This is a genomic window from Pediococcus acidilactici, from assembly GCF_016127815.1.
GTDB classification, from domain to species: Bacteria; Bacillota; Bacilli; order Lactobacillales; family Lactobacillaceae; genus Pediococcus; species Pediococcus acidilactici.
In genome coordinates this window covers 171,941-196,824 of sequence record NZ_CP066046.1, presented here as the reverse complement: position 1 = coordinate 196,824, position 24,884 = coordinate 171,941, and the positions used below count along the sequence as shown (strand labels likewise).

Genomic DNA, 24,884 nt, shown 5'->3' with positions numbered 1-24,884 from the left:
GTGATAACATTTTATAATGTCTACGGTACTAATACCTAAAATTTTTATAGGGAGGGAATATCAAGTTAGTAACGTAAATAATTATGTCTTTCATTGAATTGTTTGCGTATTAAGAAATTAATCACTAGTCATTGTCACCTTTTGAGAAATCAATCACCTTATCCAAATCCATTTTTTAGTATTTATTTTTTCGGTTACTAGGAAATGAATTTTTTTATGTGTTTATTAAAGCCCTTATATCTACTTAGGATTAATTGCTTAAAAGGTACGATCTGGACTAGTAGTTAAAGTATCGAGGACGGTCGCCAAAATACTTATATTAACCAAAATACTATGGAGGAGTTAAGGAATGAATTTTATTAAACAACATAAGTGGATCGCCATCATTGTTGTAATCTTAATCGCCATTGCCGGCGGTTATCGTTATGCCAATCGCGGTCAATACGCCGTGCAAAACAAAGTCATGACGGTTGGAATGCGTGCTGATGATGACGTAACCTACGATAAATCCGCAAAAGCGGTTTTCAAACCTGACCATGAAGTAAAGTTTTCAGGTAACCAAGACAGCATGGATGGTTTTGGCAAAGTTAAGTGGTCTGCTAAGGGAAGCAAGGTTTTCTTGAAGAGCTGGGGAGTACGCTTAGCTACCATCGATACAGCTCATAAAGTAACTTTTAAAGGGCATCCTGCATATCGGGCGAATATTGACTTGAAGAAAGTCCTTGCGGGAGCTGGATACGATGACGCTAGTGAATTAGTCGATGACGATTATAGTGTGACGCTCTACTTTGTCTTGAAATAATTAAAGGAGATTACAATGGATAAATTCAAAACATTTATTACCCAAAATAAAAAATTAGTGTACGGCGTGATTGCAATCATTATCATTGCTGCAGGTGCAAAAATAGGATACGACTACCACAGCAACAACATCATTTCCCGGATTGAAGTAAAATTCTATGGTTATAACGGACATGGAGATGCGGTAATAAGTAACGCCGAATCCGTAAATAAGTACATGACCCGGCGCGTATTGCAAAAGGATCACATAAAAAAAGACGTAATTAATAAAATTGTGTCTCATCCTGACGCATTTGATTACAGTATGCTTTCTTCAGAAGATCAATATAAAATTCAATCATCAATAGAGGACCTTTCTTCGACTAGATTAGAATTCAAAGGGAAATCAACCGAACTTAAAAATGGCGATAAGGTTACCGTAACGTTTAAAAACAGCAATTCGGAACTTCCTTTCCGTGACGGCAAAAAAACGTTCACAGTTAAGGGATTGAAAAAAACTACCAAAGTTTCTTCCAATAAGATTTTTAACCAGCTTAAAATCAAAGCCCTCGGAATTAATGGCAAGGGACAAATTGCACTTTCAAGTAAAAATTCTGACTTAATCAACAGCAACATTAAGGTTAAAAACAATGGTCACCTTAGCAACGGAGATGTTATTTCACTTACGCTTCCAAAAGCAGCCTTTAAAGATAGTAGTGGTAAGCACCAATACACTGGTTCAAGAACGTTCAAGTATAAGATTTCCGGACTAATTGATAGTAAATCAATTACTAACGTTGACGACATTACGGATGCCACCGACACTGTCATGTCTGATTACACAGATGACAAACAATTCGCTGATGAAAAATACACATCCAAGTTTGTTAACTTGTACGTAACTCCATATAACGAAAATGAAGAAGAATACTACGATGACGACGTCAACGAAGTTTCAAGCAAAGTAGAAGTCGCAGATGCATCCGAAAATAGTACTTCATCTAGCAACAAATTATCAATTGTTGCAATTTATAGCGTCAACTCTTCGGACGCAGATGACGATGACGAACCTGAAAATGTTGCCGTTGAAGTAAACAACCTATCGTTAAACGATGGTAAATTAAACATCAAAGATAAAAAGATTACTTCTGATGACAACGTTTCTACCCTTAGTGATTCCATTAAGACCTACGAACGTAACTTGGAAGTTTCTGGTTTGAAACTAAAATAAGTTAATGCTAATTAAGAAGACTAGGAAAGTTAGATAAATTTCCTAGTTTTTTATTGATGCAGCAGGGCAGGCTTGTTTCTCCTGCTAATACTTTGTAAAAGAGGTTTACAAAACCTTAATTGTGAATATATAATGGTTATATCTGTTAATTTAGGAGGAATAATAATGGTACAATCTGCAGTTGTTGAAAACGATAGCGATGCGTTTTCCGTTAGTTTATTAGCGTTTTGGGTAAAGGGAAGTATTACACTAGATGACGCCTTCTTACGGGTAAATATGCCAAATACAGTTTTCTTTGGTTTGGTTCCTGCCGGTAAGCAAAAAGATTCATCTCCCCTTTCAGGAATTACTAACGTATACACATCGAAATCATATAAGCTGAGCTCAATCTTTTTAGGATTATTAATTGCAATTATTGGAGTAGCGCTAATGGGCTCATCATTCTTTTCGGCACTAATCGCAATTATCGTTGGGGTGCTTTTAATTGGTAGTGGAATCAGAACCACGTTTAACTATGAACGTTCCGGAATTAGTAAAACAATTGACTTACCTTTCTTCGAAGCACATCATAGTGAAGAATTAGAAGAAAAACTCACCCAAAAATTAGCTACATATCAAGCGGATCGCAACGTGCGAGCACAAACGGACCGCACAATTCAACAAGGAGCTCAAAACACACAACAAATTGTTAACGCCGTAAGCGGAGATGCAAATAATGCTGCATCATCAGCGAGCGCATTTTGTAGTAGTTGTGGCGCACCGCTTGCTCAAGGTGCTAAGTTCTGCAACAAGTGTGGCGCTCAAGCTAACTAATCGAGTTATAAATTTGATTAATTACAAAATAAAAAGAGACCAGAATTTTTCACAAATTCTGGTCTTTTTTTGAGTCAACGAGCACGAAACTCAACCAAATTAAAGTTCACTAGCAAGATGCCAACTTTTTCTAAAAAGCCATCCCTTTCTTAGCAAACCTAAGATTTTTCCACTATCTTAGTATTTTATATACTTATGCACCTATCTTTTAAATTAAAAACCACGTATCCATAATCCATTCTTAAGCTAATAAAAAAACTTACCGCAATATATAAACAGTAAGCCTTCAATACATTTATTCTAATTCTTCAATTTCCCGCCGGTTAATTCCGTAAATTAGCGATTGTAGTTCCACAGAAAGGTCCACGTCTTGCACAATCACTTTTTCTGGCACGGTCAGTGGAACCGTAGTAAAGTTCAAAATTCCTTGAATACCAACTTCTAGCAGCTGGTCAGTAAGTTCTTGAGCTTTTTCTGCAGGAACCGCTAAAATTGCCACGGTAATTTGTTGTTCTTTAATTTGTTCCTTTAGGTTTTTAATGTCATAAACTGGAATTTGGTTTTGCACCGTATTCACCAATTTAGGATCAACGTCAAAAGCCGCGGTAATCCGTGCATTTCCAACCCGGTGGAACTTGAAGTTTAGTAACGCCCGTCCGAGGTTCCCTACCCCTACTAAAGCAACGTTTGCGTTAATATCTTGTCTTAACGCGTCATCAAAAAGTTCCAAAAGCTTTTGAACATCGTAGCCGTACCCACGCCGGCCCATTTGTCCAAAATAAGAAAAATCCCGTCGAATGGTTGCTGCATCAATTTGTAAATATTCAGCCAACATTGCGGAGGAAACTTTTTCTACTTTTTGGTCTGATAAACGCCGCAAATAGCGGTAATACAAAGGTAACCGACGGGTGGTCGGAATTGAAAGTTTAAAATTAGCCATTTTTTCCACATCCTCTATTGAACAACTTTTAATATTTCGTCACGCATTGCCACGTGGACTTTTTCATCCTCGATATAATCGTGTAGCAAAACGAGACCATGTTTATTTTGGTTATTAAAGGCAATTAACCCGGTTGGGCTGCTGCCATAAAAGACATCGCGGTTTTCCTTGAAACGGCACCAGCCGAGCGATTGGCCGTCCACATCCACCTTCTTGATTCCATCAAACAACTGCGGATCAAGAATTTCTTTACCTTGGTAACTTCCCCGATTAATCATCATTTCGGTGAAAACCGTTAGATCATTTAACGTTGAAAATAGACCTGCATGCCCGCTTTCTCCATTTAACAACAATCCTAACTGATCTTCAACCTGACCTTGAATTTGTCCCCGTTTAGGATCGTTTCTCGTTGGCACAAAACGCATCTTAGGGCGGTTAAGGTTAAACCCACTGTTAGTCATTGCCAACGGATACAAAATCTTGTCCTGTACCGCCCGGTCAATGGAACCGTCCACCGTCCGAATGATAATTCCCAGAAGGGCAAAATTTAACGGAGAAACTTGCACGTGGTCGCCAGGCTCAAAATCCGTATCAACCATGTAAAGCGCATTGATAAATTCAATCCCGGTCAACCGGTACATTCCCGGAATTTCCACCGGAATCCCACTAGTGTGCGTTAACAAATGCAACACTAGGACATCCGGGTTGGAAAACCCTGGCAGGTACTTTTTAATCGGATCTTTCAGCCGGATTTCTTGAATCGCTAAAAGCTGAAAAATCCGGGTCGTGGTCGCAATTACTTCAGTCATTGAACCGACGTCGTAAATCATCGAAGGATCAAGGCACACGTTGCCTTCCTTACCGCCCTGCACGCCTTCGTAACGGCTTTCAATTTCGTTTGGTAAAATGAAGCTGTACGAAGCTCCATTAATATAGTGTTGTTGAATTCCCTTTTCAATCACCTGATGAATCTGGTGCATTTGCTCAGTCATCTTTGCCACCTCTTTTTATTTAGTCGCGCCCGGTTCCCAATCAAACTCTAGGCTCGGATCGGCATTAAGCGTCAAATCGGCAAACACTCCGTGACGCATCAGCATTTCGCCGGCTGCCCCAATCATTGCGCCATTATCGCCGCAAAGTTTTAAGGGCGCCTTCACGAAATCTAAATCATTAAATTGGGCGCTGAGTTGTTGGTCTAAGGCATCCCGTAAACCCCGGTTCGCAGCAACGCCGCCCGCTAAAATCAACTGTTTGATTTCTAACGCTTTGCAAGCGCGGATCGTCTTGGCCACAATCACGTCAACCACGCTTTGCTGAAAACTAGCCGCTAAGTCCGCTTTATCCAATTCTTCGTGAACTTGGTCCGCGTGGTGCACCGTGTTGATAAACGCGCTCTTTAACCCGCTAAAACTAAAGTCAAAGTTGTCATCGTGCTCCATGGCCCGTGGAAAATGGAACGTATCTTGTCCTTGGTGCGCCAATTCATCAATTGCTTTGCCGGCAGGATACTTTAATCCCATTACCCTACCTACTTTATCATAAGCTTCTCCGGCCGCGTCGTCACGTGTTTCGCCAATAATCTTAAATTCATTTTCCGCTGCCATATATACTAGTTCGGTATGTCCTCCGGAAACTAGCAACGCTAAAGCAGGGAATTTAATTGGTTTGACGAACCGAGCTGCGTAGATATGTCCCATCATATGGTTAACCGGAATCAATGGCAAATGATTTGCAAACGCAAAGGCCTTCGCCGCAGAAACCCCTACTAAGAGGGCACCCACTAGTCCGGGGCCGTAAGTAACCGCCACTGCACTTAGATCCGTTGGCTGGACTTGTGCTTGTTTCATTGCTTGGTCAATGCACAGGGTGATTTGTTCAATGTGGTGTCTGCTAGCCACTTCTGGAACCACCCCGCCAAACCGTTGGTGACTGTCAATTTGGGTGGCAATGATGTTTGATAAAATAGTGTCACCATTTTTAATAACCGCTACGCTAGTTTCATCGCAGCTGGATTCGATTGCTAATATTAAACTATCTTGTTCCACGATATCCTCCCCGCCATTTCGATAAATCTAGTTGCATATCGATGGCGTCCTCATGGTCACCAAAGTAATAGCCCTTTTTCAAACCGACGTTTTCAAAACCAATCTTCAAATATAACGCCTGGGCATTAATATTACTCTTCCGCACCTCTAAGGTAACCTTCTTATACTCAATAAACTGGGCCTTCCGCACAATTGCTTCAATTAAAAACGAACCAATCCCTTGATTTTGGTATTCGGGAAGAATGGCCACGTTGGTAATGTGGGCAGTCTTCGCCCGGTCGTTAAATGAAGCCCCGATAAAGCCCATCAACTGGTCATTATGGCGAATCACCAAGTATAACCGGTCGACCTTTCTTCTTAGCTCGTTTGCAAATGCCGTCCGGTCCCAGGAAGTCTGTCCATCATACACGGCCCGTTCCACCATTAAAATCTCGGGGATGTCCGTATTAGTTGCCTGAGCCACAAAGTAGCTTTGTCCTTCAATCACCACGTTATGATGTGCAATTTCGAAGGCTTCTTCCCTTAGCCGGCGCGTTCGATTAAATAAGGTTCCTTGTGCCCAATTAATTAATTTGTCGAACATATGATTCTTTACTCTCATCGTTTGGATGTTTTTCCTTCCAATTTCTTTCCGCTTCAGTTACTCGTAAATATGCTGGTACAAAAGTATAGTAATTTTCTAACGCTTGTTTTTGCAAGCCTAGCAAACCTAGCGCGTAGGCGTTCGGCAAGCTATTCAACGTGGTCGAATGCTCAGCAATTACTCGCAAAGTGTCTTCTACCATCGGTTGAAATTTTTCAAAATGGTTATTAATAAAGTAAACCGATCGTCCCAGTTCATTGATTTTTGCCAGCAAAGATTCAAAACTCAGGTGCTGGTCGGCAACCACCGGCGTAACTTCCATACCATGCTTTTCGTAAATTCCCGCAAAAACATTTTGGTTGCGTGCATCAAAGAACGGAACTACCAATCCGTCGTTAGGTGCGTTTGGCACTAACATTGCTAAACTAGAAATGCCGACCAATTCAATTTCCAACGTCATTGCTAAAGTTTTTGCCGTGGTGACCGCAATGCGTAATCCGGTGTATGAACCGGGGCCTTTGGCTACCACGATGCGGTCTAAATCTGCTAACGAAACTTCTGCCGTTTTTAGCGTCTGTGAAATAATTGGCATCAGCTGTTTACTGTGATTTCTTTTAATGTTAGTAGTTTGGATCGCCAGTAATTGATCATTTTCAAGTACTGCTACACTGAGTGCAACGTTAGACGTATCCAATGCTAAAATTTTCATTTAGTTCGCTCCTCTTTTAGTCCCTTCTCACATTATCCTACAGAAACCGGCTTCCGACAACTATAGGAACGCATAGAGGCTGAGAAAAAATTTTTCTCAGCCTCTATTGTAAAATGTTTTATCAATTGTTTTCTATAATCATCATAAAAACGTATTTAAAATTTAACGATCTTCATAACCGCGGGGATGTTGTTGCTTCCAATTCCACGCTGTTTGAATAATTTCCTTAACATCGTCATATTGCGGTTGCCATTTCAAAACGTCCCGCGCTTTTTGGCTAGCCGCAATTAGTGAATCAGGATCCCCGGGACGGCGTTCGGCAATTTCAGCTGGAATTGGTTCGCCAGTAACTTCTCGTGCAGCTTCAACCATTTGCTTAACCGAAAAACCGGTTGAAGAACCGAGATTGAATACGTCACTATCGTTGCCGGCTTTGAGATAGTTAATCGCTAAAATGTGGGCGTCAACCAGGTCTAAAACGTGTACGTAGTCTCGAACATTGGTTCCGTCAGGCGTATTGTAGTCGTCGCCAAAAATCTTCAATTGGTCTCGTTGACCGGCTGCCACTTGTAAAATAATGGGGGTCAAGTGGGTTTCTGGACCATGATCTTCACCGATTGAACCATCTGGGTAAGCCCCCGCAACGTTGAAGTACCGTAGCGCCACGAATTTAATTCCGTAAGCTTGGTCAGCCCAACGAATGATTTTTTCCATCATTAACTTGCTTTCCCCGTAAGGATTGATCGGTGCTTGGCGATCGTTTTCCGCAATTGGTGATTTTTCAGGAACCCCATACGTTGCCGCCGTGGAAGAGAAAATAATTCGTTTAACGTCGTGATCGCGCATTTCTTCAAGCAACGCCACCATTCCGGCGGTGTTGTTGTCAAAATACTTCAACGGTTTTTCCATGGATTCGGGCACGATTGAAAAGGCCGCAAAATGAACCACGGTATCAATATTTTCCCGGTCAAAAACTCCCTTTAGAAACACATGGTTGCGGATGTCGCCTTCGTAAAAGCGAGCTTTTTCGTCAACCGCTTTTCGGTGACCAGTCGATAAATTGTCCACCACGACTACTTCTTGGCCTTGTTCAATTAGTCGTTTCACCATGTGAGAGCCGATGTAACCGGCGCCCCCTACTACAAGTATACTCATTAACTTCTCCTCCATTCCAAACTATAAACAAGTTAATTGTACCCTTAACGCCGTGCCCATTCAACATTGGCTTCACAGCATAAGGTGTCGCCTACCGAAATTTGATGACTGCTTTGCAAACTGTCCCGGTCAAACTCAACGACGCTATGCACCATTTGGTGAGGTTGAATTTCGACGTGATAGCGAATGTTAACCATTTTAGGGAAGTAGTTATCTAAAATATCGTCATCCACGGTATTAAAAATCCATTCAAAATAACGTGCGTTGTTAACGTGGTGGTTCATATCAATATCGAAGTAACGAACGGCGTAGTCCTGCTGGTTCGTTTCCCCGGTAATTTCTTGTAACTTAGGCAATCGGACAATTCGTTTTATGTAATCCGATTCGTACGGGTCGATGATTTCTGGCAACAATTTGCGCATCCGTCGCGTAGTGCGGTCCATCAAAACAAACATCGCGGTAGTTTCCACAATCTTTTCCCCATCCAGGGTCTTAATCCAAAAATCCCGTTGGCAGAAGTAGTCGTTGTGGTTCACCGCTTGGGTCCCCACCACGATCCGTTCGCCCACGTTAGGCAATCTCCGTAGCTGCATTACGTACTGGGTGATGACCCAACCTAGCCCGGTCTGATCCACCACCTCGGGACCGACGCCTAAGGCTTGGCTTTGGTTATCCGATACTAACAGCATTACGTTTACCATCATGGAAACCGTCATCGTTCCCGTTTGGTCGCCTTCATAGTAGGTTACCAAGTGTTCTTCTTCATGTATCTTTCCAGCCATTTTTCTCTCCTAAATACTGCTTTGCATTATAAGTTAAAGTTGATGATAAATGTCATAGACCTCTTGTTTGGCGAGTCCGCGTAATTTAGCGACCTGCTTAATTGCAATGGTCGGTTTGACTTTTTCTTCATCAATAATCTTTTGCACATGTTCATTAATGGTTAACGATTCCCAGTCTTGGTTTTCCACAGCCTGGGGATGGGGGTTCCCCGCCACCATTACCACGAATTCACCGCGGATTTCCGTGGACGCAATCCACTCCTGAACTTCTGCTACGCTACCCCGAATAAATTCTTCGTAACGCTTGGTTAATTCTCGTGCTAAAACCATTTGTCGTTCCGTTCCCATTACGGTGGCGATGTTCTTCACCGTTTTTGCCAACCGGTGCGGAGCTTCATAGAAGATCAACGTGTCGGGATGGTTCTTTAACTTTTCTAGTTCCGCCTGTTGTTCTTTAGGTTTCCGCGCCAAAAACCCGTAAAAAGTGAACGGCTGGGGCGCTAATCCCGAAGCAATCAAAGCCGTAGTTCCAGCATTGGCTCCCGGTAACGGAATCACTTTTAAGCCCGCTTTTACGGCCGCCTGCACCAGTTCCTTTCCAGGGTCGCTAATCGAGGGCATCCCTGCGTCCGAAACCTGGGCAATCGTGCGTCCATCCGCTAACATTTCTAAAATCGCTGGAATTCGCTCCTGGGTGTTGTGCTCGTGAAAACTCATTTGCTTGGTGTCAACTGCAAAATGGTTGAGCAATTTTTGGGTATTGCGGGTGTCTTCCGCAAGGATCAGGTCCGCTTCCTTTAAGATCTGGACCGCCCGAAACGTCATATCATCTAAATTTCCGATGGGGGTGGGCACTAAATATAAAGACCCCGCCGATGACGGGGTAAAACTCTTTTGGGTTAACATATTAACGATCTCCATAAATAACGGTTAAGCAAAAAGCACATTCTTCATCGTCTTGCCGGTGCTTGCCAAAGAATTCGTTGCAAATATGGTAGCCGCTAGCATAAAGCTTTTCCAAATTTTGCAATGATTTTGATAAACCGTGCTTCGTATTCTTGGTTCCTTCATTTTCGTGTTCCGCGGCAGTGGCCTGTTTAAGCCGCTCCCTTAAGTGTTGGTTTTCAATCTTAAGTTCGGCATTTTCCTCCATGATTTCTACCATGGCACTTTGGGTTTCGTGTAGTTTATTTAACAAATCCTCAGCGTTGTGCGTAACTTCTGTTATTTGATCAAATAAATCTTTCTTCTCCACACTATCACCCTCTCATTTTAAAAATATCACATAATTCAATTGTCACTTTTTCCACAATTCCCTGAAAATTCAAATTCTGCTTTAGCTTCCCGCGTAACGGCAATAGTAAATCGCTAACCTTAAGCAACTGGCTGACCGTTGTTTGCTCCGCGACTTGGCGTAGCGCTGCTTGATCTGTAAGGTACGTAAGGTCGGCTTGACCAAACTTAAGTGCCAACAAATCCATCGCGTACAACATCATCATGTCTAAAACAATTGCTTGGTGTTCCCGGTCCTTAGCTAGTCCAATAATCCGAGTTTGGACGTCCACAAATGCACTCATATCGCCCTTGGTAACGGCACCAAACCATTTTTCAAGAGCCTTATGCGCGTCTTCTATCCAATTATTTTCTAACAAGCTCTGCATTTCTTCACGGTCGCTAGTCAACCGAACTAACAGATGGGCGGTGCTCTCCGTTACCTCACCGTCCGCAGTTAGTTCAGCAACTAGCTGACTTTTCTGAAGCGGTTTCAGCTCGATAATTTCCGTTCGCGACATGATGGTTGGCAAAATTAAATTTTTGCTTTCCGTGAGTAAGAAGGCGGTCACGTTCCCCGCCGGCTCCTCAATAAATTTCAGCAAACTATTTGCCGCACTGGTAGTCATTAAGTGCGCCTGGTCGATAATGAAAACCTTCCGATTTCCTTCGACCCCGCTTTTGGAAAATTCGGCCTTTAAAAATCGAACCTGATCGACCTTGATCGACTGGCCGTCGGGTTCGATTTCTACTACGTCGGGATGCTGCCCAGTACTAATTCGATGACACTCTTCACATTTTCCACAGGGCATCCCGTCTTGTAAGTTTTGACAAAATAGCCGCTCGGCAACCCACCGGGCCACCTCTTTTTTGCCAGTTCCGCTTGCGCCGGTTAGCAAGTAGGCGTGTGCGAGGTGGCGGTTTTCAATCATTTGTTGGAAACGTTCGATGACCGCGGGTTGTTTAGTTACGGCCGGATTCTTTACTGCTGCTGTCAAGGCCGTTTAGAACCGTTCGAATTGGTCAACCGGCAAGACAAATACCGTAGCTCCACCGACTTGGACCTTAATTGGGTACCCGGTTGCCCCTTCCATATTCACGTCCATATTTACCGATGGGGTCATGAACTCTTCCCGGGAGTGACTAGCCTTTTTAATGGTATCTAGAACCATTGGAACCCGTTCTTCTTCCACCCCGATTAAAAAGGTGGTGTTCCCAGATTGTAAAAATCCTCCGGTAGTCGATAATTTAGTTGCCCGGATGTTTTGGTCAATAAATTGATCGCTAAGATGGTTAGCGTCCTTATCTTGAACAATTGCAATAACTAATTTGGTTGCCATAATGTGTTTCCCCCACTATTTTAAAATTTGGTCTAAAACATTGATAACTGCTTTTTTTACGTCGCCAATTGATTGACTAGCATCAATCACCACGATTCGTTCCGGATACCGTTTGGCTAATGCTAAATAGGCGTCACGAACCCGTTCGTGAAAATCAAGCTGCTCTAAATCAAGTCGATCAACATCGTCGGTGCGGTGAGTCATGATCCGTTTTAAGCCCACTTCAGCGCTCACGTCTAAATAAATAGTTTTTTCCGGTAAACACCCCTCCGTAGCAAACAAGTTCATTTGGTAGACTGCTTCCGGGCCAATTTCACGTCCGGCTCCTTGGTACGCAATCGAGCTATCCACGTAACGGTCACAGAAAACTACCTGACCGCGTGCTAACGCCGGTAGAATTGTTTCCGTTAAATGTTGCCGCCGGGCTGCTGCATATAGCAAAGCTTCCGTTCGAGCATCCATTTCCGTGTTATTTCTATCCAAAATAATTGCGCGAATTGCCTCTGAAATCGGGTTGCCTCCGGGTTCGCGGGTCACCGTCAACCGATCTACAAGTCGAGTGCGGTAATGCTCCACCATCGCCTCCAAAATCGTTGTTTTGCCAGCCCCGTCAGGCCCTTCAAATGAAATAAAATGCCCATTCACCAGTTATTCCCTACCTTATGATTTTTTTATATTGATTATTTTTATTCTACTTTAGATTTTCTAGACTGTCTATTAACTACTCTAAAAACTCGTCCTAGTTTAGCCTTTGGTACGCCGGTCAGCAACGATATTTTAAATTTTTTAAAATAGTTGGCGCAATGCATTTCTCCGGTCAGTTATTTAATCCCACAGTTTTTGTATTTGCCACCAAATGGTTAAGTTTTGCACAGCCTTACTGGGAGGAGTGCAGTTGTTCGTAAACTAAAAAGTTTTCCACAGCTCCCACTTTATTCTAACAACCCTGGTCAAAAGAACCAACGTTAAATCAAAAAGAGCCCCATGACCAATTTCGTAGTCATGAAGCTCTTTGATACGACCGGAACTTTAGAAGTTCCCATTTAAATTGGCTTACCGTGCTCGGATCATTACATCTCTGTCCGACCTTCGACCGCTTTATACAAAGTCATCTGGTCAGCATACTCAATGTCACTCCCCACGGAAAGTCCGTGCGCCAGTCTGGTTACCTTAATTCCCGAAGGCTTAATCAATCGAGAGATATACATTGCGGTCGCTTCTCCCTCGGGAGTGGCGTTAGTCGCAATGATTACTTCCTTGATTGCTTCGTTTTTCTGGAGCCGGGTCAGCAAGCTCGCGATGTTAATATCTTCGGGCCCCTTCCCGTCCATTGGCGACAACACGCCGTGCAACACGTGGTAAAGCCCGTGATATTCCTTCATTTGTTCCATTGACATTACGTCCTTGGAATCTTCAACGACTAGGACCGTTTTTTGGTCCCGGCTTGCATCTTGGCAAATATCACAAGGGTCGTCTTCCGTGATGTTGCCACAAATGCTACAAAAACGTAAGTCACGTTGTGCAGAAATTAACGCCTTGGCGAAGTCCGTCACATCATCTTTTTGCATATCAAGCGTAAAGAAGGCCAACCGGGTCGCGGTTTTATAGCCAATCCCTGGTAACTTCATAAAACTATCAATTAACTTAGCAATTGGTTCTGGATATTGCATCCGGACACTCACCTACGATTCTTTTATAGTCCGGGAATTCCCTTAGTGTATTTCCCCATGGTCTTGTTGGTTTCACTGTCGATTTTGCTCATTGCGTCGTTAACCGCGGCAACTACTAAATCTTGCAACATGTCGGGGTCGTCTTCGTCAATGGCTTCTGGATTAATAACGATGTCCTTCATCTTATGGTTTCCGGTAAAGGTTACCTTCACCATGTCATCGGGTGCAACGCCGATGAATTCAGTTTCGTTTAGTCGTTCTTGTTCTTCCGTCACTTGTTTTTGCATCTTTTGTACTTGACGCATCATATTTTGCATGTTTCCCATTCCACCACGCATAGTCATTACCATCCTTTAATCATTTTTTACATTAACGTTTTCGGAACCGAATAGTTCCACAGCCTTTTCCACTACGGCGCTATCTTCAGGGGCCACCGTCGTTGGTTGGGACGGTGCTTCCTCTTTAGATGCACTTTCGGTTTCCTTACTTAAATGGTGCGTTTTAATAAATTCTGCCCGCACCGTTGGCCACTCTTCAACTGTAACATAGACAACTTGGTAATTTGAACCAGTTAGCTTAGCCAAATTTTGTTGTAATTCGTTACGCAAGCTTTCATTATCCACAGCCTTTTCAAACAAAAAGTCATAATCGAAAGCCACCACGACGCCCTCTTCGCTGGCAGCCACTGGTTTAGAAACGTGCATCAAGGCTCGTTTCGTGACCGATAGCATATCCATCAAGTCGCGCCAAAGATTTTGCATTTCCACCAAGCTATCTTTAGTGGCGTTCTCCAAAATCGGGTAAATTTTAGTCAGGTTGGCCGGCGTCTTCACGTTGCGACTTCCCGAAGCCCGTTTTTTCGGCGCTGCGGAGGCTGGTTTAGCAGGCGCGGAGGCGGCAGAAGTTGCCCGCTCTTTGAGGCGCTTAACTTCCCCCTGCAAACGGTCAACTTCATTTTTAAGCTGTTGCACCTCTTCGTTATCTGCTGTCGCACTCGTCGGCGTTGCGGACCGCTGAGAGAGCTTAATCGTCAACACTTCCAGGTAAACGTCAGGGTGCGTTGTAAACCGCATTTGTTGTTGAATCTGGTTTAACGTGTCAATCATTTCGTACAACTCGCTGCCGCTAACCATGTCCGCTTCTTTGACAAAGTCTTCGCTAAGGTCGCTCAAACTCTGTTCCTTAACTAGTTGGGGATCTTCTTGGTATAAAAGCAGGTTGCGTTCTACCGCAATCAGATCTTCAATCAGCCGCTGACCGTCCTTACCTTCGTCCAAAATTTGGTGCAACGTTTCTAACGCTGCGGGAGTATCCTTTTCGAAAATCTGGGTTAGGTATTGATCCAGTAACTGCTGGTTAACGCTCCCGGTTACCAGCAACGCGTTGTCCATCGTTACCGTTTCGTTTCCAAACGAGATGACCTGGTCAAGAATACTGAGTGCATCCCGCATTCCGCCTTCCGCAGCCTTGGCAATGATTGATAACGCCTTAGGATCGTATTCAATCCCCTTTTGTTCCAAAATATAAACCATCCGGTCGTAACTTTGGGTCGGGGTGATGCGTTTAAAATCAAACCGCTGGGTCCGCGAAATAATTGTTAGCGGGATTTTTTGGGGCTCGGTCGTTGCCAGAATAAAGATCACGTTAGTCGGTGGCTCTTCGAGAGTTTTCAACAGGGCGTTAAAGGCTCCCGTGGATAGCATGTGCACTTCGTCGATGATGTAAACCTTATAGTCTGCTTCCGTGGGCGCATACTTGGCCTTATCCCGGATATCACGGATTTCTTCGACCCCGTTGTTCGAGGCCGCGTCAATTTCAATCACGTCATTTAAATTACCGTCCGTGATTGCCCGACAAGTCGCACATTCATTACACGGTTCGCCATCTTTTAAGTAATGACAGTTAACCGCCTTAGCAAAAATCTTAGCTGCCGAGGTCTTCCCCGTCCCCCGGGGACCCGTAAACAGATACGCATGACTAGTCTGCTTAGTTATTAACGCATTTTTCAAAGTTCTGGTAACCACTTCTTGACCAACCATGTCGGCAAACTTCTGCGGCCGCCAAACGCGGTACAATGCTTGATAACTCATTAAATTTCCTTCCCCGATTTCTGTTTTTAAAGAAAGAACCCTTAGCCCCGATGGACTAAGAGTTCCGTTGATTTGCTCAATAACTTAAGGCACAAGCCAGAGCATACTTAGTGCTGCTTCCTTCCGGACCTGACACAATTCGTAAGTCCAACCTTGCCTCAAGGCCTTACGGCAATAATTATGATACTCGAATTTTAATAAAATTTCCACTATTTTACCGATTTTTTTTTTCGACGTTCGCGAATTGCCTTGAAGAAACTTTTCATTAACCCGGCCGCTTGGTCTGCAGCCACCCCTTCGCGGACTTCCACCTGGTGATTTAAACGTTGATCTTCTAAGACCGTATACAAACTTCGGACTGCGCCCGCCTTCGGATCCCGTGCGCCAAAGTACACTTCCGGGATTTGAGAATTGATGATTGTCCCGCTACACATCAAGCACGGTTCAATCGTGACAAATAATTGGCAATCCCACAAACGCCAGCTTCGTAAATACGCGCAAGCTTCCGTAATGGCCAACACCTCGGCATGCGTGGTCGCGTCTTGGGAGTGTTCCCGGAGGTTATGTCCCCGGCCAATAATTTTGCCATCGTGCACCACTACGGCTCCGATCGGCACTTCATCAATCATTTTGGCAAACTGGGCTTCCTTTAAAGCCTCTCCCATATAAAATTGCACTTCTGCTTCACTTAATTTACTCATGTTCACTTCTTAAAATGTAATATCCTTTACTTTTCTTTAATACCGTTACGTTGCCAAAAGTTTCCGCCATTAATTTCTTTGCGGATGGCGCCCCCTGCTTCTTTTGTAAAACGATGATCAGCTGGCCGCCCTTCGTTAAGTGCTCTTTAGCACCGGTAATGATGGCGTTTACCACCGTTTTTCCGGCCCGAACCGGCGGATTATAAACGACCGTTGTAAAATCAGTTTTAGCTACCGCTTCGTAAGCATCCGAATGGTAAACTCGTGTACGTGCAGCTACGCCATTGGCTTCTGCATTCCGCTCGGCAAGTGCTAACGCCCGCTCGTTAACGTCGGTCATCTCCACTCGTGCTTCAGGGAATTGCTTAGCTAGCGCAATTCCCATTGGACCATATCCGCAGCCCACGTCTAAAATTGAACTTTGGGGAACATCCAGTGGCAAAGCTTCTAATAATGTCCGGGTACCAAAGTCAAGGGTGTTCTTTGAAAAAACTCCGTTGTCCGACACAAAATTTAATTCGTGCCCCAAAAGTGTGTAACGCCAATGCTTTTCATCGTGTTCCACGTTAGGATTCTCCGTGAAATAATAATCTGTCATTGAAAAGTCCTCCAATCTCTATTAGTATGATAACGTATTGTAAATTTGGATACCAACTTAATTAAAATAATTTTTATTGCTCGGCGAATGCCGACGTAGCACAACATCTGGTGGTTTAGACCCGTTAAAGCCACAAGATGATGTGCTTTTTTGTTGAAATCGGTCCGAAATGTTGTATACTTAAATGCAGACAGAAAGAATAAATAAGAGGGGGAGTCACCATGAAAAAAGTCGTTGTTTACACTAAAAACAATTGCATGCAATGCAAAATGACCAAGCGTTTTCTAAGTGAAAACGGAGTTGAATTTGAAGAACGCAACATCAACTTACATCCAGAATATATTGACGAATTAAAAGGCCGCGGTTTCCAAGCCGTTCCCGTAGTTCAATTTTCTGAAGATGATGCAATTGCTGGTTTTCGTCCAGACTTGTTAAAAAAATTAGCGATTTAATTTAAATTGTTAGTTTGTTGATTTAGTGTCCACGTTCCTTTGTTACAGATGGAGCGTTTTTTTATTTCGAAATTTAAGGAGTACACCCAAATATGAGCTTAAAAGATCTAACCGACGTTACCTATTACGACTTAAACAATGAAATCAACATCCCCGTTGACAACCAAATTCCGCTACATAAGGATCAAGAAGCCCTTGCAGCCTTTCTAAAGGAAAACGTGCAAGCTAACACCAAGCAATTTGCAAGCCTGCGTGAACGCTTTGACTACCTCCTTAAGGAAGACTACATTGAAGCCGAACTTATGGAAAAATATTCCTTTGACTTCATTGAAAAGCTTTACGATTATTTGCGTGCACAAAATTTCCATTTCCGCTCTTTCATGGCGGCTTATAAATTCTATGCCCAATACGCTTTAAAGACTAACGATAACGAATATTACTTAGAAAACTTCGTTGACCGCGTTGCCATGAACGCCCTTTACTTTGGTGATGGCGACGAAGAGTTAGCAATGCAAATTGCTGACGAAATTATTCACCAACGTTATCAACCAGCTACCCCTAGCTTTTTAAATGCTGGTAGAAAACATCGTGGTGAACTAGTCTCTTGCTTTTTAATTCAGGCTAATGACGACATGAACTCGATTGGCCGGACGATTAACTCTGCCCTGCAACTTTCCAAATTAGGCGGCGGGGTCGGAATTAACCTCACTAACCTGCGGGAAGCTGGCGCACCGATTAAGGGAATCGAAGGCGCTGCAAGTGGCGTAGTTCCCGTAATGAAATTGCTCGAAGACAGTTTTTCTTACGCTAACCAACTTGGTCAACGGCAAGGAGCCGGTGTAGTTTACCTAAACGTTTTCCATCCGGACATCGTTTCCTTCCTTTCAGCTAAGAAGGAAAACGCCGACGAAAAGATTCGGGTTAAGACCCTTTCATTGGGTGTCGTAGTTCCCGATAAATTCTACGAATTGATTAAGCATGACGAAGACATGTACTTATTCAGCCCTTACAGCGTTGAAAAAGTTTACGGTAAACCTTACGCTTACGTAGATATTACGAAGGAATACGACAACTTAGTTAACAACCCGGAAATCAAGAAATACAAAGTTAAAGCGCGAAATATCGAAAATGAAATTTCGAAGCTCCAACAAGAATCTGGCTACCCTTACGTGGTGAACGTGGATACTGCCAACCGGGAAAACCCAATTTACGGTAAGATCGTAATGAGTAACCTCTGTTCAGAGATTATGCAGGTTCAAACTCCTTCTGTAATTGACAACAAACAAAACTACACGGAGTTAGGAACCGACATTAGTTGTAACTTAGGTTCCACAAACATTGTTAATATGATGGCAACTCCGCACTTTGGTAAATCGGTAGAAACCATGGTTCGGGCGTTGACCTTCGTAACCGACCATTCCGATATTGACGTAGTACCGTCAATCCAACACGGAAACGCCCTTGCCCACACGATTGGGCTTGGCGCAATGGGCTTACACGGTTACTTAGCAAAGAACCACCTCTACTATGGCGAACCTGATTCCGTTGAATTCACCAGTGTTTACTTCATGTTGCTTAACTACTGGACGCTCCGGGCTTCCAACAAGATTGCTAAAGAACGCGGACAAGTTTTCCACAACTTTGAAAAGAGCAAGTACGCAGATGGTTCATACTTTGATAAATACCTAGCTCAGGACTTTGGACCTAAGTCAGCACGGGTAAAGGAACTCTTCCAAGGAATCGACATTCCGACTACCGCAGACTGGGCAGACCTAAAACAAGCCGTTATGCAAGACGGCCTTTACCATCAAAACCGAATGGCGGTTGCCCCAACCGGTTCAATTTCTTACATTAACGACGCGACAGCTAGTTTACAGCCGATCGTTAACCGGGTCGAAGAACGCCAAGAAAAGAAAATTGGAAAAATTTACTATCCAGCCCCATATTTGTCCAATGATACGTTAAAATATTATCAGTCGGCCTATGATATTGACATGCGCAAAGTTGTTGATATTTACGCCGCTGCGCAACAACATGTGGATCAAGGAATGAGCATGACCTTCTTCATGCGCTCAACCATTCCAGACGGGATTTACGACTGGAAGAATGGTCGAACAAACAAAATGACGACTCGCGATTTAAATATCCTGCGCAATTACGCACACCACGAAGGGATCAAGTCGATTTACTACATTCGGACCTTCACGGATAATGATGGCGAAGTCGGCGTTAACCAATGTGAAAGCTGCTCAATTTAACGATGGAGGATTTGTATAATGGCAAATTATGAAGCAATCAACTGGAACGCAATTTCGGATCAGATTGATAAAGCAACTTGGGAAAAGCTAACCGAACAATTTTGGTTAGACACCCGAATTCCAATTTCTAACGATCTTAGTGATTGGCGTGAACTTGATGAGGACCATCAATGGGTGGTTGGACACGTTTTTGGGGGCTTGACTCTCCTCGATACCTTACAATCACAAGACGGGATGGCAGCCTTACGTAAGGATGTTCGGACACCGCACGAAACTGCCGTTTTGAATAACATTCAATTCATGGAATCTGTCCATGCTAAAAGTTATTCATCAATCTTTGAAACGTTGAATACTCCTACAGAAATTGATGAAATTTTTGAATGGAGTGACTCTGAAGAGTTTCTCCAAAACAAAACTAAGTTTATTTATGACTTATATCATGATGATGGTCACCCATTGAAAAAGAAGATTTCCAGCGTGTTCCTCGAAACGTTCTTGTTCTACTCTGGCTTCTTCACCCCACTCTATTACCTGGGTCATAACAAGCTAAACAACGTTGCTGAAATCATTAAATTAATCCTTCGTGACGAATCTGTGCATGGAACTTACATTGGTTACAAGTTCCAATTAGGAATGAAAGACCTTGGCGAAAACGAACAACAAGAACTTAAGGATTGGATGTATAACTTCTTATACGACCTTTACGCTAACGAAGAAAAATACGTTCATAAAGTTTACGATCAAGTTGGTTGGACGGAAGAAGTGTTAACCTTCACCCGTTATAATGCTAACAAAGCGTTAATGAACTTGGGTCAAGACCCGCTCTTCCCCGATACGGAAGCTGACGTTAACCCAATCGTCATGAACGGAATTTCTACCGGAACATCTAATCACGACTTCTTCTCTCAAGTTGGTAATGGCTACCGTCTAGGTAACGTAGAACCAATGAGTGACGAAGACTACGAAATTTAATCAACTAATTTACTAACATTCGAATAATCCCTAAAAATTAACAGCGCTCAGGATGAAAATTCTGGGCGCTGTTTTTGTTCTATAAAATCCATTGTCTTTCTCTCTACCTAACCTCCCTTTTAACATCGCTAACAAGTCCTTACCACAGTACGTTTGGAAGTTTACTTATATAATGCTCCAATTGCTCTTACGTCCTTTAAAGTACATAGGTGGGTACACTGATTTCCATGTACCCACAAAAGTACCACATTAATATCCACCATATCCCGTTTATGAAAGCACAAAAAAACCACCTATATTCCGGTATAACCGGGATAAGGTGGTTTTTGTAGAAATTAAACTTATTTAACTTCTACTGTAGCACCAGCTTCTTCAAGCTTAGCCTTCATGTCGTTTGCTTCGTCTTCGGAAAGGTCTTCCTTGATAACTGTAGGAGCGTTATCAACCATGTCCTTAGCGTCCTTCAAGCCAGCGCCTGTGATTTCACGAACTGCCTTGATAACCTTGATCTTAGCTGAGCCAGCGCCAGTAAGTTCAACGTTGAATGATGTCTTAGCTTCTGCAGCACCGCCAGCAGCACCTGCAGCAGCAACTGGAGCAGCAGCTGAAACACCGAATTCGTCTTCGATTGCTTTAACAAGATCGTTTAAGTCAGAAATTGAAGCACCTTTTAAGTCTTCAATAAATTGGTCTTTATCTAATGCCATTTTTGTTTCCTCCAATATTAATTGTAATTAAATGTAATGTAATGATTATGCAGCGTCTTCTTCAGACTTCTTATCAGCAACAGCCTTAAGAGCGTATGCAACGTCACGTACTGGTGACATGAATTCATTAGCAAGCATTGCAAGCAAGTCTTCACGACTAGGCATCGTAGCGAAGGTATTGATTGTATCAATATCAGCCACTTTACCTTCGATAACCCCACCCTTGATGGAAAGGTTGTCGTTGCTGTCAGCAAATTGCTTCAAAATTTTAGCAGGGGCAACGGCATCTTCAGCAGAAAATGCAACGGCTGAAGGACCAACGAAAATATCATCCATACCTTCAAAACCTGCTTGTTCAGCAGCGCGAGTCAAAATCTTGTTTTTGATCACGCGGAACTTGATTCCAGAATCACGAAGTTGTTTACGTAAGTCAGTTACTTCAGCAACTGTTAAACCACGTGAATCAACAACGATTGCGGAAACAGCGTTCTTCATTTCTTCTGCAACTTCATCAACAATTGCAGCTTTCTTTGCGATAGCTTCTTTACTCAATGTGTTTCACCTCCTGGAGATTTGTTTGAACTATAAAAAAATTCGTGACTCAAAGACTCTGAGACACGAATTAATTCATACGTTCCTCGGCAGGCAATATATTAAGGCCAAAACAAGGCCACCTGAGTCTTAGGTAAATTATTCAGTTATAACTCACTCTTGATAATATATCACAGACCGAAGAACTAATCAAGAGAATTTAGAATTGAGTAAAGTCAACCTTAACTCCTGGTCCAAACGTTGATGCAACTGAAACGTTTTGGATGTAAGCACCCTTAACAGATGCTGGACGTAAACGAACAATTGTATCGTTGATTGTTTGTAAGTTACCAAGTAATTGGTCAGCTTCGAATGAAACCTTACCAATTGGCATATGAACGTTACCGTCGCGGTCGGTACGGTATGTAACCTTACCAGACTTAGAATCAGCAACTGCTTTTTCAACGTCCATTGTAACTGTACCAGTCTTAGGGTTAGGCATTAAGTTCTTAGGTCCTAAGATCCGTCCTAAACGACCTACTTGGCCCATCATGTCTGGAGTTGCAATGGCAACGTCAAAGTCTAACCAACCGTCTTGGATGCGTTGAACTAAGTCATCGTCACCAACGACGTCTGCACCAGCTGCCTTAGCTGCGTCAGCCTTAGCACCCTTAGCAAATACAACTACGGTTTGTTCTTTACCAGTACCGTTTGGTAAAACAACGGCACCACGTAATTGTTGGTCAGCTTGCTTTGTGTCAACGTTCAACTTGTAAACTACTTCAACAGTAGCGTCGAACTTTGCAAAATCAATTTTCTTAACTAATTCAAGAGCTTCTTTTGGTGCGTATGCTTTAAGCGAATCTACTTGCTTTGCAGCTTCTTGAAACTTTTTACCTTTTTTAGCCATCTGTGTGTTTTCCTCCTAGCAAATGTGGTTATAGCGGATTTTCCTCCCACTTTGATACATCTACTTTAGTAGAGTATCCGACAGTTTCGTATTAGCCTTCGACTTCGAAGCCCATGCTACGAGCTGTACCTTCGATCATGCGCATAGCAGCTTCAACGTCTGCAGCGTTTAGATCTTGCATTTTTGTTTCAGCGATTTCCTTAACTTGTGCAGAAGTAACCTTAGCTACTTTCTTTGTGTTAGGTTCGCCGGAACCATGTTCTACACCAGCAGCCTTCTTTAATAGAACTGAAGCAGGTGGTGTCTTTGTAATGAAGTCGAATGAACGGTCTTCATAAACGGTAATCACAACTGGAATTAACATACCAGCTTGGTCAGCTGTACGTGCGTTAAAGTCCTTTGTGAATCCCATGATGTTAATACCTGCTTGTCCAAGAGCTGGTCCAACTGGTGGAGCTGGAGTTGCTTTTCCTGCAGGAATTTGCAATTTAACAATATTTGCTACTTTCTTTGCCACGAGACGTACCTCCTTAAAATAAGTCCGTGTGTGGTCACGATGAAGATTTATATTTCTTCTCCCACATTAAGTATGCAAGGCATACTACGATATATTACCATAGACCAAAAAAATTATCAAACTAGAAATTAATCAATTTTGTCGATTTGGTCGATATCTAATTCGGTGCTGGTTTCCCGACCAAACATGTCAATGTTAACCTTCAGTTTCATGTTATTGTGGTCGATTTCGGTAATTTTACCAGTCAAACCTTCGAATGCTCCGTCAACGATGGTAACTAGTTCGCCGACTTCTACGTTAATATCCGCGTGACGAGCCGTCATTCCTAAACGACGAAGCACCCGGTCAACTTCTTCAGGTAACAGCGGCGTTGGCTTACTTCCGGAACCATGAGAACCGATGAACCCGGTTACGCCCGGTGTATTCCGGACCACGTACCAGGAATCATCAGTCATCACCATTTCCACCAATACGTAGCCCGGAAATTCGTTTTTCTTAACCGTTTTTTCCTTACCGTTCTTGGTTTCAATCTCTTCTTCTTCCGGTACGACTACCCGAAAAATGTAGTCTTCCATTCCCATGGACTTTGCCCGAGAATCTAAGTTATTTTTAACTTTATTTTCGTAACCAGAGTAAGTATGTAAAACGTACCATTTCTTTTCTTCAGATTCCAAAATTAGCGCTCCTTTTCCAAAATAAAAAAACTCCGTAGACACGAAGTTTTTACCAACAATCAAATTATAACAAAATTATCCCCATAAAGCCATTTAGATAAACAACTTTAAGAATAATTGAATCAACCAGTCTACCAGTGCCAAGAAGGCCACAAAGAACAATGACGTGGAAACTACCGTTGCCGAATCATGTCTTAACTGCCGAAAATTAGGCCAGTCAACTTCCTTCATTTCTTGTCCAATGCTTTTTAAAAACCGAAACATATGTCCCGCCTCCTATCTGGTTTCACTGTGAAGGGTGTGCTTATTGCAACGTTTGCAATATTTTTTAACTTCTAAACGTTCCGTACGTTGTGGATTCGCAACAATTGTGTAATTTCGCGATCCGCAAACCGTACATGCTAAAGCAATCTTTTTCTGGGACATAAAACCCCTCCTTATCGTCACTCAACTTTAGCATGCTCTTTTCTGAATGTCAATTAGCGGTGTTCGTATAATTGGCGGCTTAACTTTTGTTTACACCTAAGTAACGCGTTTTGAATTTTAGCAACGTCGTATCCCAGCCGTTCTGCAATCTGATCCGGCCGTAGCCCTTGAAAAAGCAAGACCGAAACTTCCTTTTCAAATGGCGACAACAACGTTTCATACTCCGCATACGTTTCTTTAACCATCAACTGGTTCTGTGGAGTAATCCGGGAAACCTGTTGTCCCAAGACCTCGGCTTCTTCTTCCAACTCTTCTAACGACTGCGCGGCAAAGCCCGCCTTTCGTTTATATGCCATTTCAAAACGTAAAATGCTAAAAATGCGGTTGCGGAAATTATTTTTGAAAAAAGCTCCTAACGTAATTTTTAAATCCGCATCGTAATTAACCACCGAGTTAAAAAAGACGATCCGACCTTCTTGCATCCAATCATCCCAATCGAAACTTCGGATGGTGTACTTTTGGCGCATCTTTTTGATAATCGGGTGGTACTTGTTAAACAATCGTTCAAAATTGTGCGTGTCATCTGCCTTGACCTCCGCAATAATTTTGGCTTCGTCTAAATCAACTTGTTGCACTATAACCTCTCCTTTTTTGTAATCGCTTACTTTTACGAAAAGTTATGCTACCAAGCCTTTTTTGAACAACCAACCGGGTTTTTTGGATTAAAA

General features: G+C 42.9%; 31 protein-coding genes, 1 other RNA gene and 1 other annotated feature. Of the genes, 6 read left to right on the top strand and 26 right to left on the bottom strand.

The features are described from left to right. The first annotated feature begins 349 nt into the window (after positions 1–349). The 3 genes from I6H64_RS00960 to I6H64_RS00950 all read left to right on the top strand — a co-directional run bounded on the left by I6H64_RS00960 (position 350) and on the right by I6H64_RS00950 (position 2,824). Complete coding sequence (locus I6H64_RS00960; protein WP_002832318.1) at positions 350–802, top strand: hypothetical protein; 453 nt, start codon at positions 350–352, stop codon at positions 800–802. A 15-nt stretch (positions 803–817) separates the two neighbouring features. After that, on the top strand, positions 818–2,011 hold the full coding sequence (locus I6H64_RS00955) for a hypothetical protein (RefSeq protein ID WP_008841863.1): 1,194 nt from the start codon (positions 818–820) through the stop codon (positions 2,009–2,011). A gap of 165 nt (positions 2,012–2,176) precedes the next feature. Further along, positions 2,177–2,824, top strand: coding sequence for a zinc ribbon domain-containing protein (locus tag I6H64_RS00950; protein ID WP_005918062.1), 648 nt, complete (start codon positions 2,177–2,179; stop codon positions 2,822–2,824). A gap of 295 nt (positions 2,825–3,119) precedes the next feature. Here the strand turns inward: I6H64_RS00950 and I6H64_RS00945 are convergent, their stop codons facing one another. From I6H64_RS00945 to I6H64_RS00860, 18 genes are all read right to left on the bottom strand, one after another. Beyond that, positions 3,120–3,764, bottom strand: coding sequence for a redox-sensing transcriptional repressor Rex (locus I6H64_RS00945; protein WP_002832321.1), 645 nt, complete (start codon positions 3,762–3,764; stop codon positions 3,120–3,122). Between the two features lie 14 nt (positions 3,765–3,778). Further along, positions 3,779–4,756 carry a serine hydrolase domain-containing protein gene (locus I6H64_RS00940; protein ID WP_002832322.1) on the bottom strand — a complete coding sequence of 326 codons (978 nt, stop codon included), beginning with the start codon at positions 4,754–4,756 and terminating at the stop codon, positions 3,779–3,781. A 15-nt stretch (positions 4,757–4,771) separates the two neighbouring features. Beyond that, the gene (gene tsaD / locus I6H64_RS00935) at positions 4,772–5,809 is read right to left on the bottom strand and encodes a tRNA (adenosine(37)-N6)-threonylcarbamoyltransferase complex transferase subunit TsaD (protein WP_008841865.1); all 1,038 of its coding nucleotides are present in this window, start codon (positions 5,807–5,809) and stop codon (positions 4,772–4,774) included. Then, complete coding sequence (rimI, locus tag I6H64_RS00930) at positions 5,796–6,392, bottom strand: ribosomal protein S18-alanine N-acetyltransferase (RefSeq protein ID WP_008841866.1); 597 nt, start codon at positions 6,390–6,392, stop codon at positions 5,796–5,798. The genes tsaD and rimI overlap by 14 nt, the downstream gene beginning before the upstream one ends. Further along, positions 6,373–7,101, bottom strand: coding sequence for a tRNA (adenosine(37)-N6)-threonylcarbamoyltransferase complex dimerization subunit type 1 TsaB (gene tsaB / locus I6H64_RS00925; RefSeq protein ID WP_008841867.1), 729 nt, complete (start codon positions 7,099–7,101; stop codon positions 6,373–6,375). The genes rimI and tsaB overlap by 20 nt, the downstream gene beginning before the upstream one ends. 162 nt (positions 7,102–7,263) lie before the next feature. Beyond that, the gene (gene galE / locus I6H64_RS00920; RefSeq protein ID WP_036685557.1) at positions 7,264–8,256 is read right to left on the bottom strand and encodes a UDP-glucose 4-epimerase GalE; all 993 of its coding nucleotides are present in this window, start codon (positions 8,254–8,256) and stop codon (positions 7,264–7,266) included. Positions 8,257–8,300: 44 nt separating this feature from the next. Then, entirely contained in the window at positions 8,301–9,038 is a 738-nt protein-coding gene (locus I6H64_RS00915; RefSeq protein ID WP_005916042.1) for an acyl-[acyl-carrier-protein] thioesterase, read from the bottom strand. A gap of 33 nt (positions 9,039–9,071) precedes the next feature. Continuing rightward, a complete protein-coding gene (gene rsmI / locus I6H64_RS00910) occupies positions 9,072–9,944 on the bottom strand; it encodes a 16S rRNA (cytidine(1402)-2'-O)-methyltransferase (RefSeq protein ID WP_008841869.1) in 873 nt (290 codons plus the stop codon). Between the two features lies 1 nt (position 9,945). After that, positions 9,946–10,293: a DNA replication initiation control protein YabA gene (locus I6H64_RS00905; RefSeq protein ID WP_002832330.1), complete on the bottom strand. Its 348-nt coding sequence runs from the start codon at positions 10,291–10,293 to the stop codon at positions 9,946–9,948. 4 nt (positions 10,294–10,297) lie between these two features. After that, positions 10,298–11,308, bottom strand: coding sequence for a DNA polymerase III subunit delta' (gene holB / locus I6H64_RS00900; RefSeq protein ID WP_056985082.1), 1,011 nt, complete (start codon positions 11,306–11,308; stop codon positions 10,298–10,300). A gap of 6 nt (positions 11,309–11,314) precedes the next feature. Further along, positions 11,315–11,650: a cyclic-di-AMP receptor gene (locus I6H64_RS00895; RefSeq protein ID WP_002832332.1), complete on the bottom strand. Its 336-nt coding sequence runs from the start codon at positions 11,648–11,650 to the stop codon at positions 11,315–11,317. Between the two features lie 15 nt (positions 11,651–11,665). Continuing rightward, on the bottom strand, positions 11,666–12,295 hold the full coding sequence (tmk, locus tag I6H64_RS00890) for a dTMP kinase (protein ID WP_005916032.1): 630 nt from the start codon (positions 12,293–12,295) through the stop codon (positions 11,666–11,668). A 425-nt stretch (positions 12,296–12,720) separates the two neighbouring features. Further along, on the bottom strand, positions 12,721–13,320 hold the full coding sequence (gene recR / locus I6H64_RS00885; RefSeq protein WP_002832336.1) for a recombination mediator RecR: 600 nt from the start codon (positions 13,318–13,320) through the stop codon (positions 12,721–12,723). A gap of 23 nt (positions 13,321–13,343) precedes the next feature. Then, positions 13,344–13,658: a YbaB/EbfC family nucleoid-associated protein gene (locus I6H64_RS00880; RefSeq protein WP_002832337.1), complete on the bottom strand. Its 315-nt coding sequence runs from the start codon at positions 13,656–13,658 to the stop codon at positions 13,344–13,346. A gap of 15 nt (positions 13,659–13,673) precedes the next feature. Beyond that, positions 13,674–15,410 carry a DNA polymerase III subunit gamma/tau gene (gene dnaX, locus I6H64_RS00875; protein ID WP_056985080.1) on the bottom strand — a complete coding sequence of 579 codons (1,737 nt, stop codon included), beginning with the start codon at positions 15,408–15,410 and terminating at the stop codon, positions 13,674–13,676. A 78-nt stretch (positions 15,411–15,488) separates the two neighbouring features. Then, positions 15,489–15,575: signal recognition particle sRNA small type (gene ffs / locus I6H64_RS00870), an RNA gene on the bottom strand. A gap of 44 nt (positions 15,576–15,619) precedes the next feature. Then, entirely contained in the window at positions 15,620–16,111 is a 492-nt protein-coding gene (gene tadA / locus I6H64_RS00865; RefSeq protein WP_036685559.1) for a tRNA adenosine(34) deaminase TadA, read from the bottom strand. Then, positions 16,104–16,709 (bottom strand): class I SAM-dependent methyltransferase, encoded by a 606-nt coding sequence (locus I6H64_RS00860; RefSeq protein WP_008841874.1) that lies wholly within the window; start codon positions 16,707–16,709, stop codon positions 16,104–16,106. The genes tadA and I6H64_RS00860 overlap by 8 nt, the downstream gene beginning before the upstream one ends. Before the next feature lie 221 nt (positions 16,710–16,930). On the opposite strand from I6H64_RS00860, the gene nrdH reads away from it, so the two are divergent. The 3 genes from nrdH to nrdF all read left to right on the top strand — a co-directional run bounded on the left by nrdH (position 16,931) and on the right by nrdF (position 20,391). Beyond that, positions 16,931–17,161 (top strand): glutaredoxin-like protein NrdH, encoded by a 231-nt coding sequence (gene nrdH, locus I6H64_RS00855; protein WP_002832341.1) that lies wholly within the window; start codon positions 16,931–16,933, stop codon positions 17,159–17,161. A gap of 92 nt (positions 17,162–17,253) precedes the next feature. Next, positions 17,254–19,419 (top strand): class 1b ribonucleoside-diphosphate reductase subunit alpha, encoded by a 2,166-nt coding sequence (nrdE, locus tag I6H64_RS00850; protein WP_008841876.1) that lies wholly within the window; start codon positions 17,254–17,256, stop codon positions 19,417–19,419. 18 nt (positions 19,420–19,437) lie between these two features. Then, positions 19,438–20,391, top strand: a complete 954-nt coding sequence (gene nrdF, locus I6H64_RS00845; protein WP_002832344.1) for a class 1b ribonucleoside-diphosphate reductase subunit beta — start codon at positions 19,438–19,440, stop codon at positions 20,389–20,391. 341 nt (positions 20,392–20,732) lie between these two features. Here nrdF and rplL read toward each other — a convergent pair whose 3' ends face one another. The 8 genes from rplL to I6H64_RS00805 all read right to left on the bottom strand — a co-directional run bounded on the left by rplL (position 20,733) and on the right by I6H64_RS00805 (position 24,791). Then, entirely contained in the window at positions 20,733–21,098 is a 366-nt protein-coding gene (rplL, locus tag I6H64_RS00840) for a 50S ribosomal protein L7/L12 (RefSeq protein WP_002832345.1), read from the bottom strand. A gap of 45 nt (positions 21,099–21,143) precedes the next feature. Next, positions 21,144–21,650, bottom strand: coding sequence for a 50S ribosomal protein L10 (rplJ, locus tag I6H64_RS00835; protein ID WP_002832346.1), 507 nt, complete (start codon positions 21,648–21,650; stop codon positions 21,144–21,146). A 26-nt stretch (positions 21,651–21,676) separates the two neighbouring features. Further along, positions 21,677–21,802, bottom strand: a sequence feature (ribosomal protein L10 leader region). Between the two features lie 47 nt (positions 21,803–21,849). Then, complete coding sequence (rplA, locus tag I6H64_RS00830; protein WP_002832347.1) at positions 21,850–22,539, bottom strand: 50S ribosomal protein L1; 690 nt, start codon at positions 22,537–22,539, stop codon at positions 21,850–21,852. A 91-nt stretch (positions 22,540–22,630) separates the two neighbouring features. Continuing rightward, positions 22,631–23,056, bottom strand: coding sequence for a 50S ribosomal protein L11 (rplK, locus tag I6H64_RS00825; RefSeq protein WP_002832348.1), 426 nt, complete (start codon positions 23,054–23,056; stop codon positions 22,631–22,633). A 128-nt stretch (positions 23,057–23,184) separates the two neighbouring features. Next, positions 23,185–23,733: a transcription termination/antitermination protein NusG gene (gene nusG / locus I6H64_RS00820; RefSeq protein ID WP_024862957.1), complete on the bottom strand. Its 549-nt coding sequence runs from the start codon at positions 23,731–23,733 to the stop codon at positions 23,185–23,187. A gap of 90 nt (positions 23,734–23,823) precedes the next feature. After that, the gene (secE, locus tag I6H64_RS00815; protein WP_002832350.1) at positions 23,824–23,994 is read right to left on the bottom strand and encodes a preprotein translocase subunit SecE; all 171 of its coding nucleotides are present in this window, start codon (positions 23,992–23,994) and stop codon (positions 23,824–23,826) included. 12 nt (positions 23,995–24,006) lie between these two features. After that, the gene (rpmG, locus tag I6H64_RS00810) at positions 24,007–24,156 is read right to left on the bottom strand and encodes a 50S ribosomal protein L33 (RefSeq protein WP_002832352.1); all 150 of its coding nucleotides are present in this window, start codon (positions 24,154–24,156) and stop codon (positions 24,007–24,009) included. Positions 24,157–24,209: 53 nt separating this feature from the next. Further along, positions 24,210–24,791 carry an RNA polymerase sigma factor gene (locus I6H64_RS00805; RefSeq protein ID WP_008842297.1) on the bottom strand — a complete coding sequence of 194 codons (582 nt, stop codon included), beginning with the start codon at positions 24,789–24,791 and terminating at the stop codon, positions 24,210–24,212. Between the last annotated feature and the right edge of the window lie 93 nt (positions 24,792–24,884).

Coding starts and splice junctions, on each gene's coding strand:
- rplL (WP_002832345.1), bottom strand. CDS start 21,098: ATGGCATTAGATAAAGACCAATTTATTGAAGACTTAAAAGGTGCTTCA.
- I6H64_RS00915 (WP_005916042.1), bottom strand. CDS start 9,038: ATGGCTGGAAAGATACATGAAGAAGAACACTTGGTAACCTACTATGAA.
- I6H64_RS00860 (WP_008841874.1), bottom strand. CDS start 16,709: ATGACAGATTATTATTTCACGGAGAATCCTAACGTGGAACACGATGAA.
- nrdE (WP_008841876.1), top strand. CDS start 17,254: ATGAGCTTAAAAGATCTAACCGACGTTACCTATTACGACTTAAACAAT.
- I6H64_RS00895 (WP_002832332.1), bottom strand. CDS start 11,650: ATGGCAACCAAATTAGTTATTGCAATTGTTCAAGATAAGGACGCTAAC.
- I6H64_RS00955 (WP_008841863.1), top strand. CDS start 818: ATGGATAAATTCAAAACATTTATTACCCAAAATAAAAAATTAGTGTAC.
- dnaX (WP_056985080.1), bottom strand. CDS start 15,410: ATGAGTTATCAAGCATTGTACCGCGTTTGGCGGCCGCAGAAGTTTGCC.
- I6H64_RS00880 (WP_002832337.1), bottom strand. CDS start 13,658: ATGCGTGGTGGAATGGGAAACATGCAAAATATGATGCGTCAAGTACAA.
- galE (WP_036685557.1), bottom strand. CDS start 8,256: ATGAGTATACTTGTAGTAGGGGGCGCCGGTTACATCGGCTCTCACATG.
- rplA (WP_002832347.1), bottom strand. CDS start 22,539: ATGGCTAAAAAAGGTAAAAAGTTTCAAGAAGCTGCAAAGCAAGTAGAT.
- secE (WP_002832350.1), bottom strand. CDS start 23,994: ATGTTTCGGTTTTTAAAAAGCATTGGACAAGAAATGAAGGAAGTTGAC.
- nrdH (WP_002832341.1), top strand. CDS start 16,931: ATGAAAAAAGTCGTTGTTTACACTAAAAACAATTGCATGCAATGCAAA.
- nrdF (WP_002832344.1), top strand. CDS start 19,438: ATGGCAAATTATGAAGCAATCAACTGGAACGCAATTTCGGATCAGATT.
- rimI (WP_008841866.1), bottom strand. CDS start 6,392: ATGTTCGACAAATTAATTAATTGGGCACAAGGAACCTTATTTAATCGA.
- rsmI (WP_008841869.1), bottom strand. CDS start 9,944: ATGTTAACCCAAAAGAGTTTTACCCCGTCATCGGCGGGGTCTTTATAT.
- tsaB (WP_008841867.1), bottom strand. CDS start 7,101: ATGAAAATTTTAGCATTGGATACGTCTAACGTTGCACTCAGTGTAGCA.
- I6H64_RS00960 (WP_002832318.1), top strand. CDS start 350: ATGAATTTTATTAAACAACATAAGTGGATCGCCATCATTGTTGTAATC.
- I6H64_RS00940 (WP_002832322.1), bottom strand. CDS start 4,756: ATGACTGAGCAAATGCACCAGATTCATCAGGTGATTGAAAAGGGAATT.
- I6H64_RS00950 (WP_005918062.1), top strand. CDS start 2,177: ATGGTACAATCTGCAGTTGTTGAAAACGATAGCGATGCGTTTTCCGTT.
- I6H64_RS00945 (WP_002832321.1), bottom strand. CDS start 3,764: ATGGCTAATTTTAAACTTTCAATTCCGACCACCCGTCGGTTACCTTTG.
- rpmG (WP_002832352.1), bottom strand. CDS start 24,156: ATGTCCCAGAAAAAGATTGCTTTAGCATGTACGGTTTGCGGATCGCGA.
- recR (WP_002832336.1), bottom strand. CDS start 13,320: ATGCAATATCCAGAACCAATTGCTAAGTTAATTGATAGTTTTATGAAG.
- tadA (WP_036685559.1), bottom strand. CDS start 16,111: ATGAGTAAATTAAGTGAAGCAGAAGTGCAATTTTATATGGGAGAGGCT.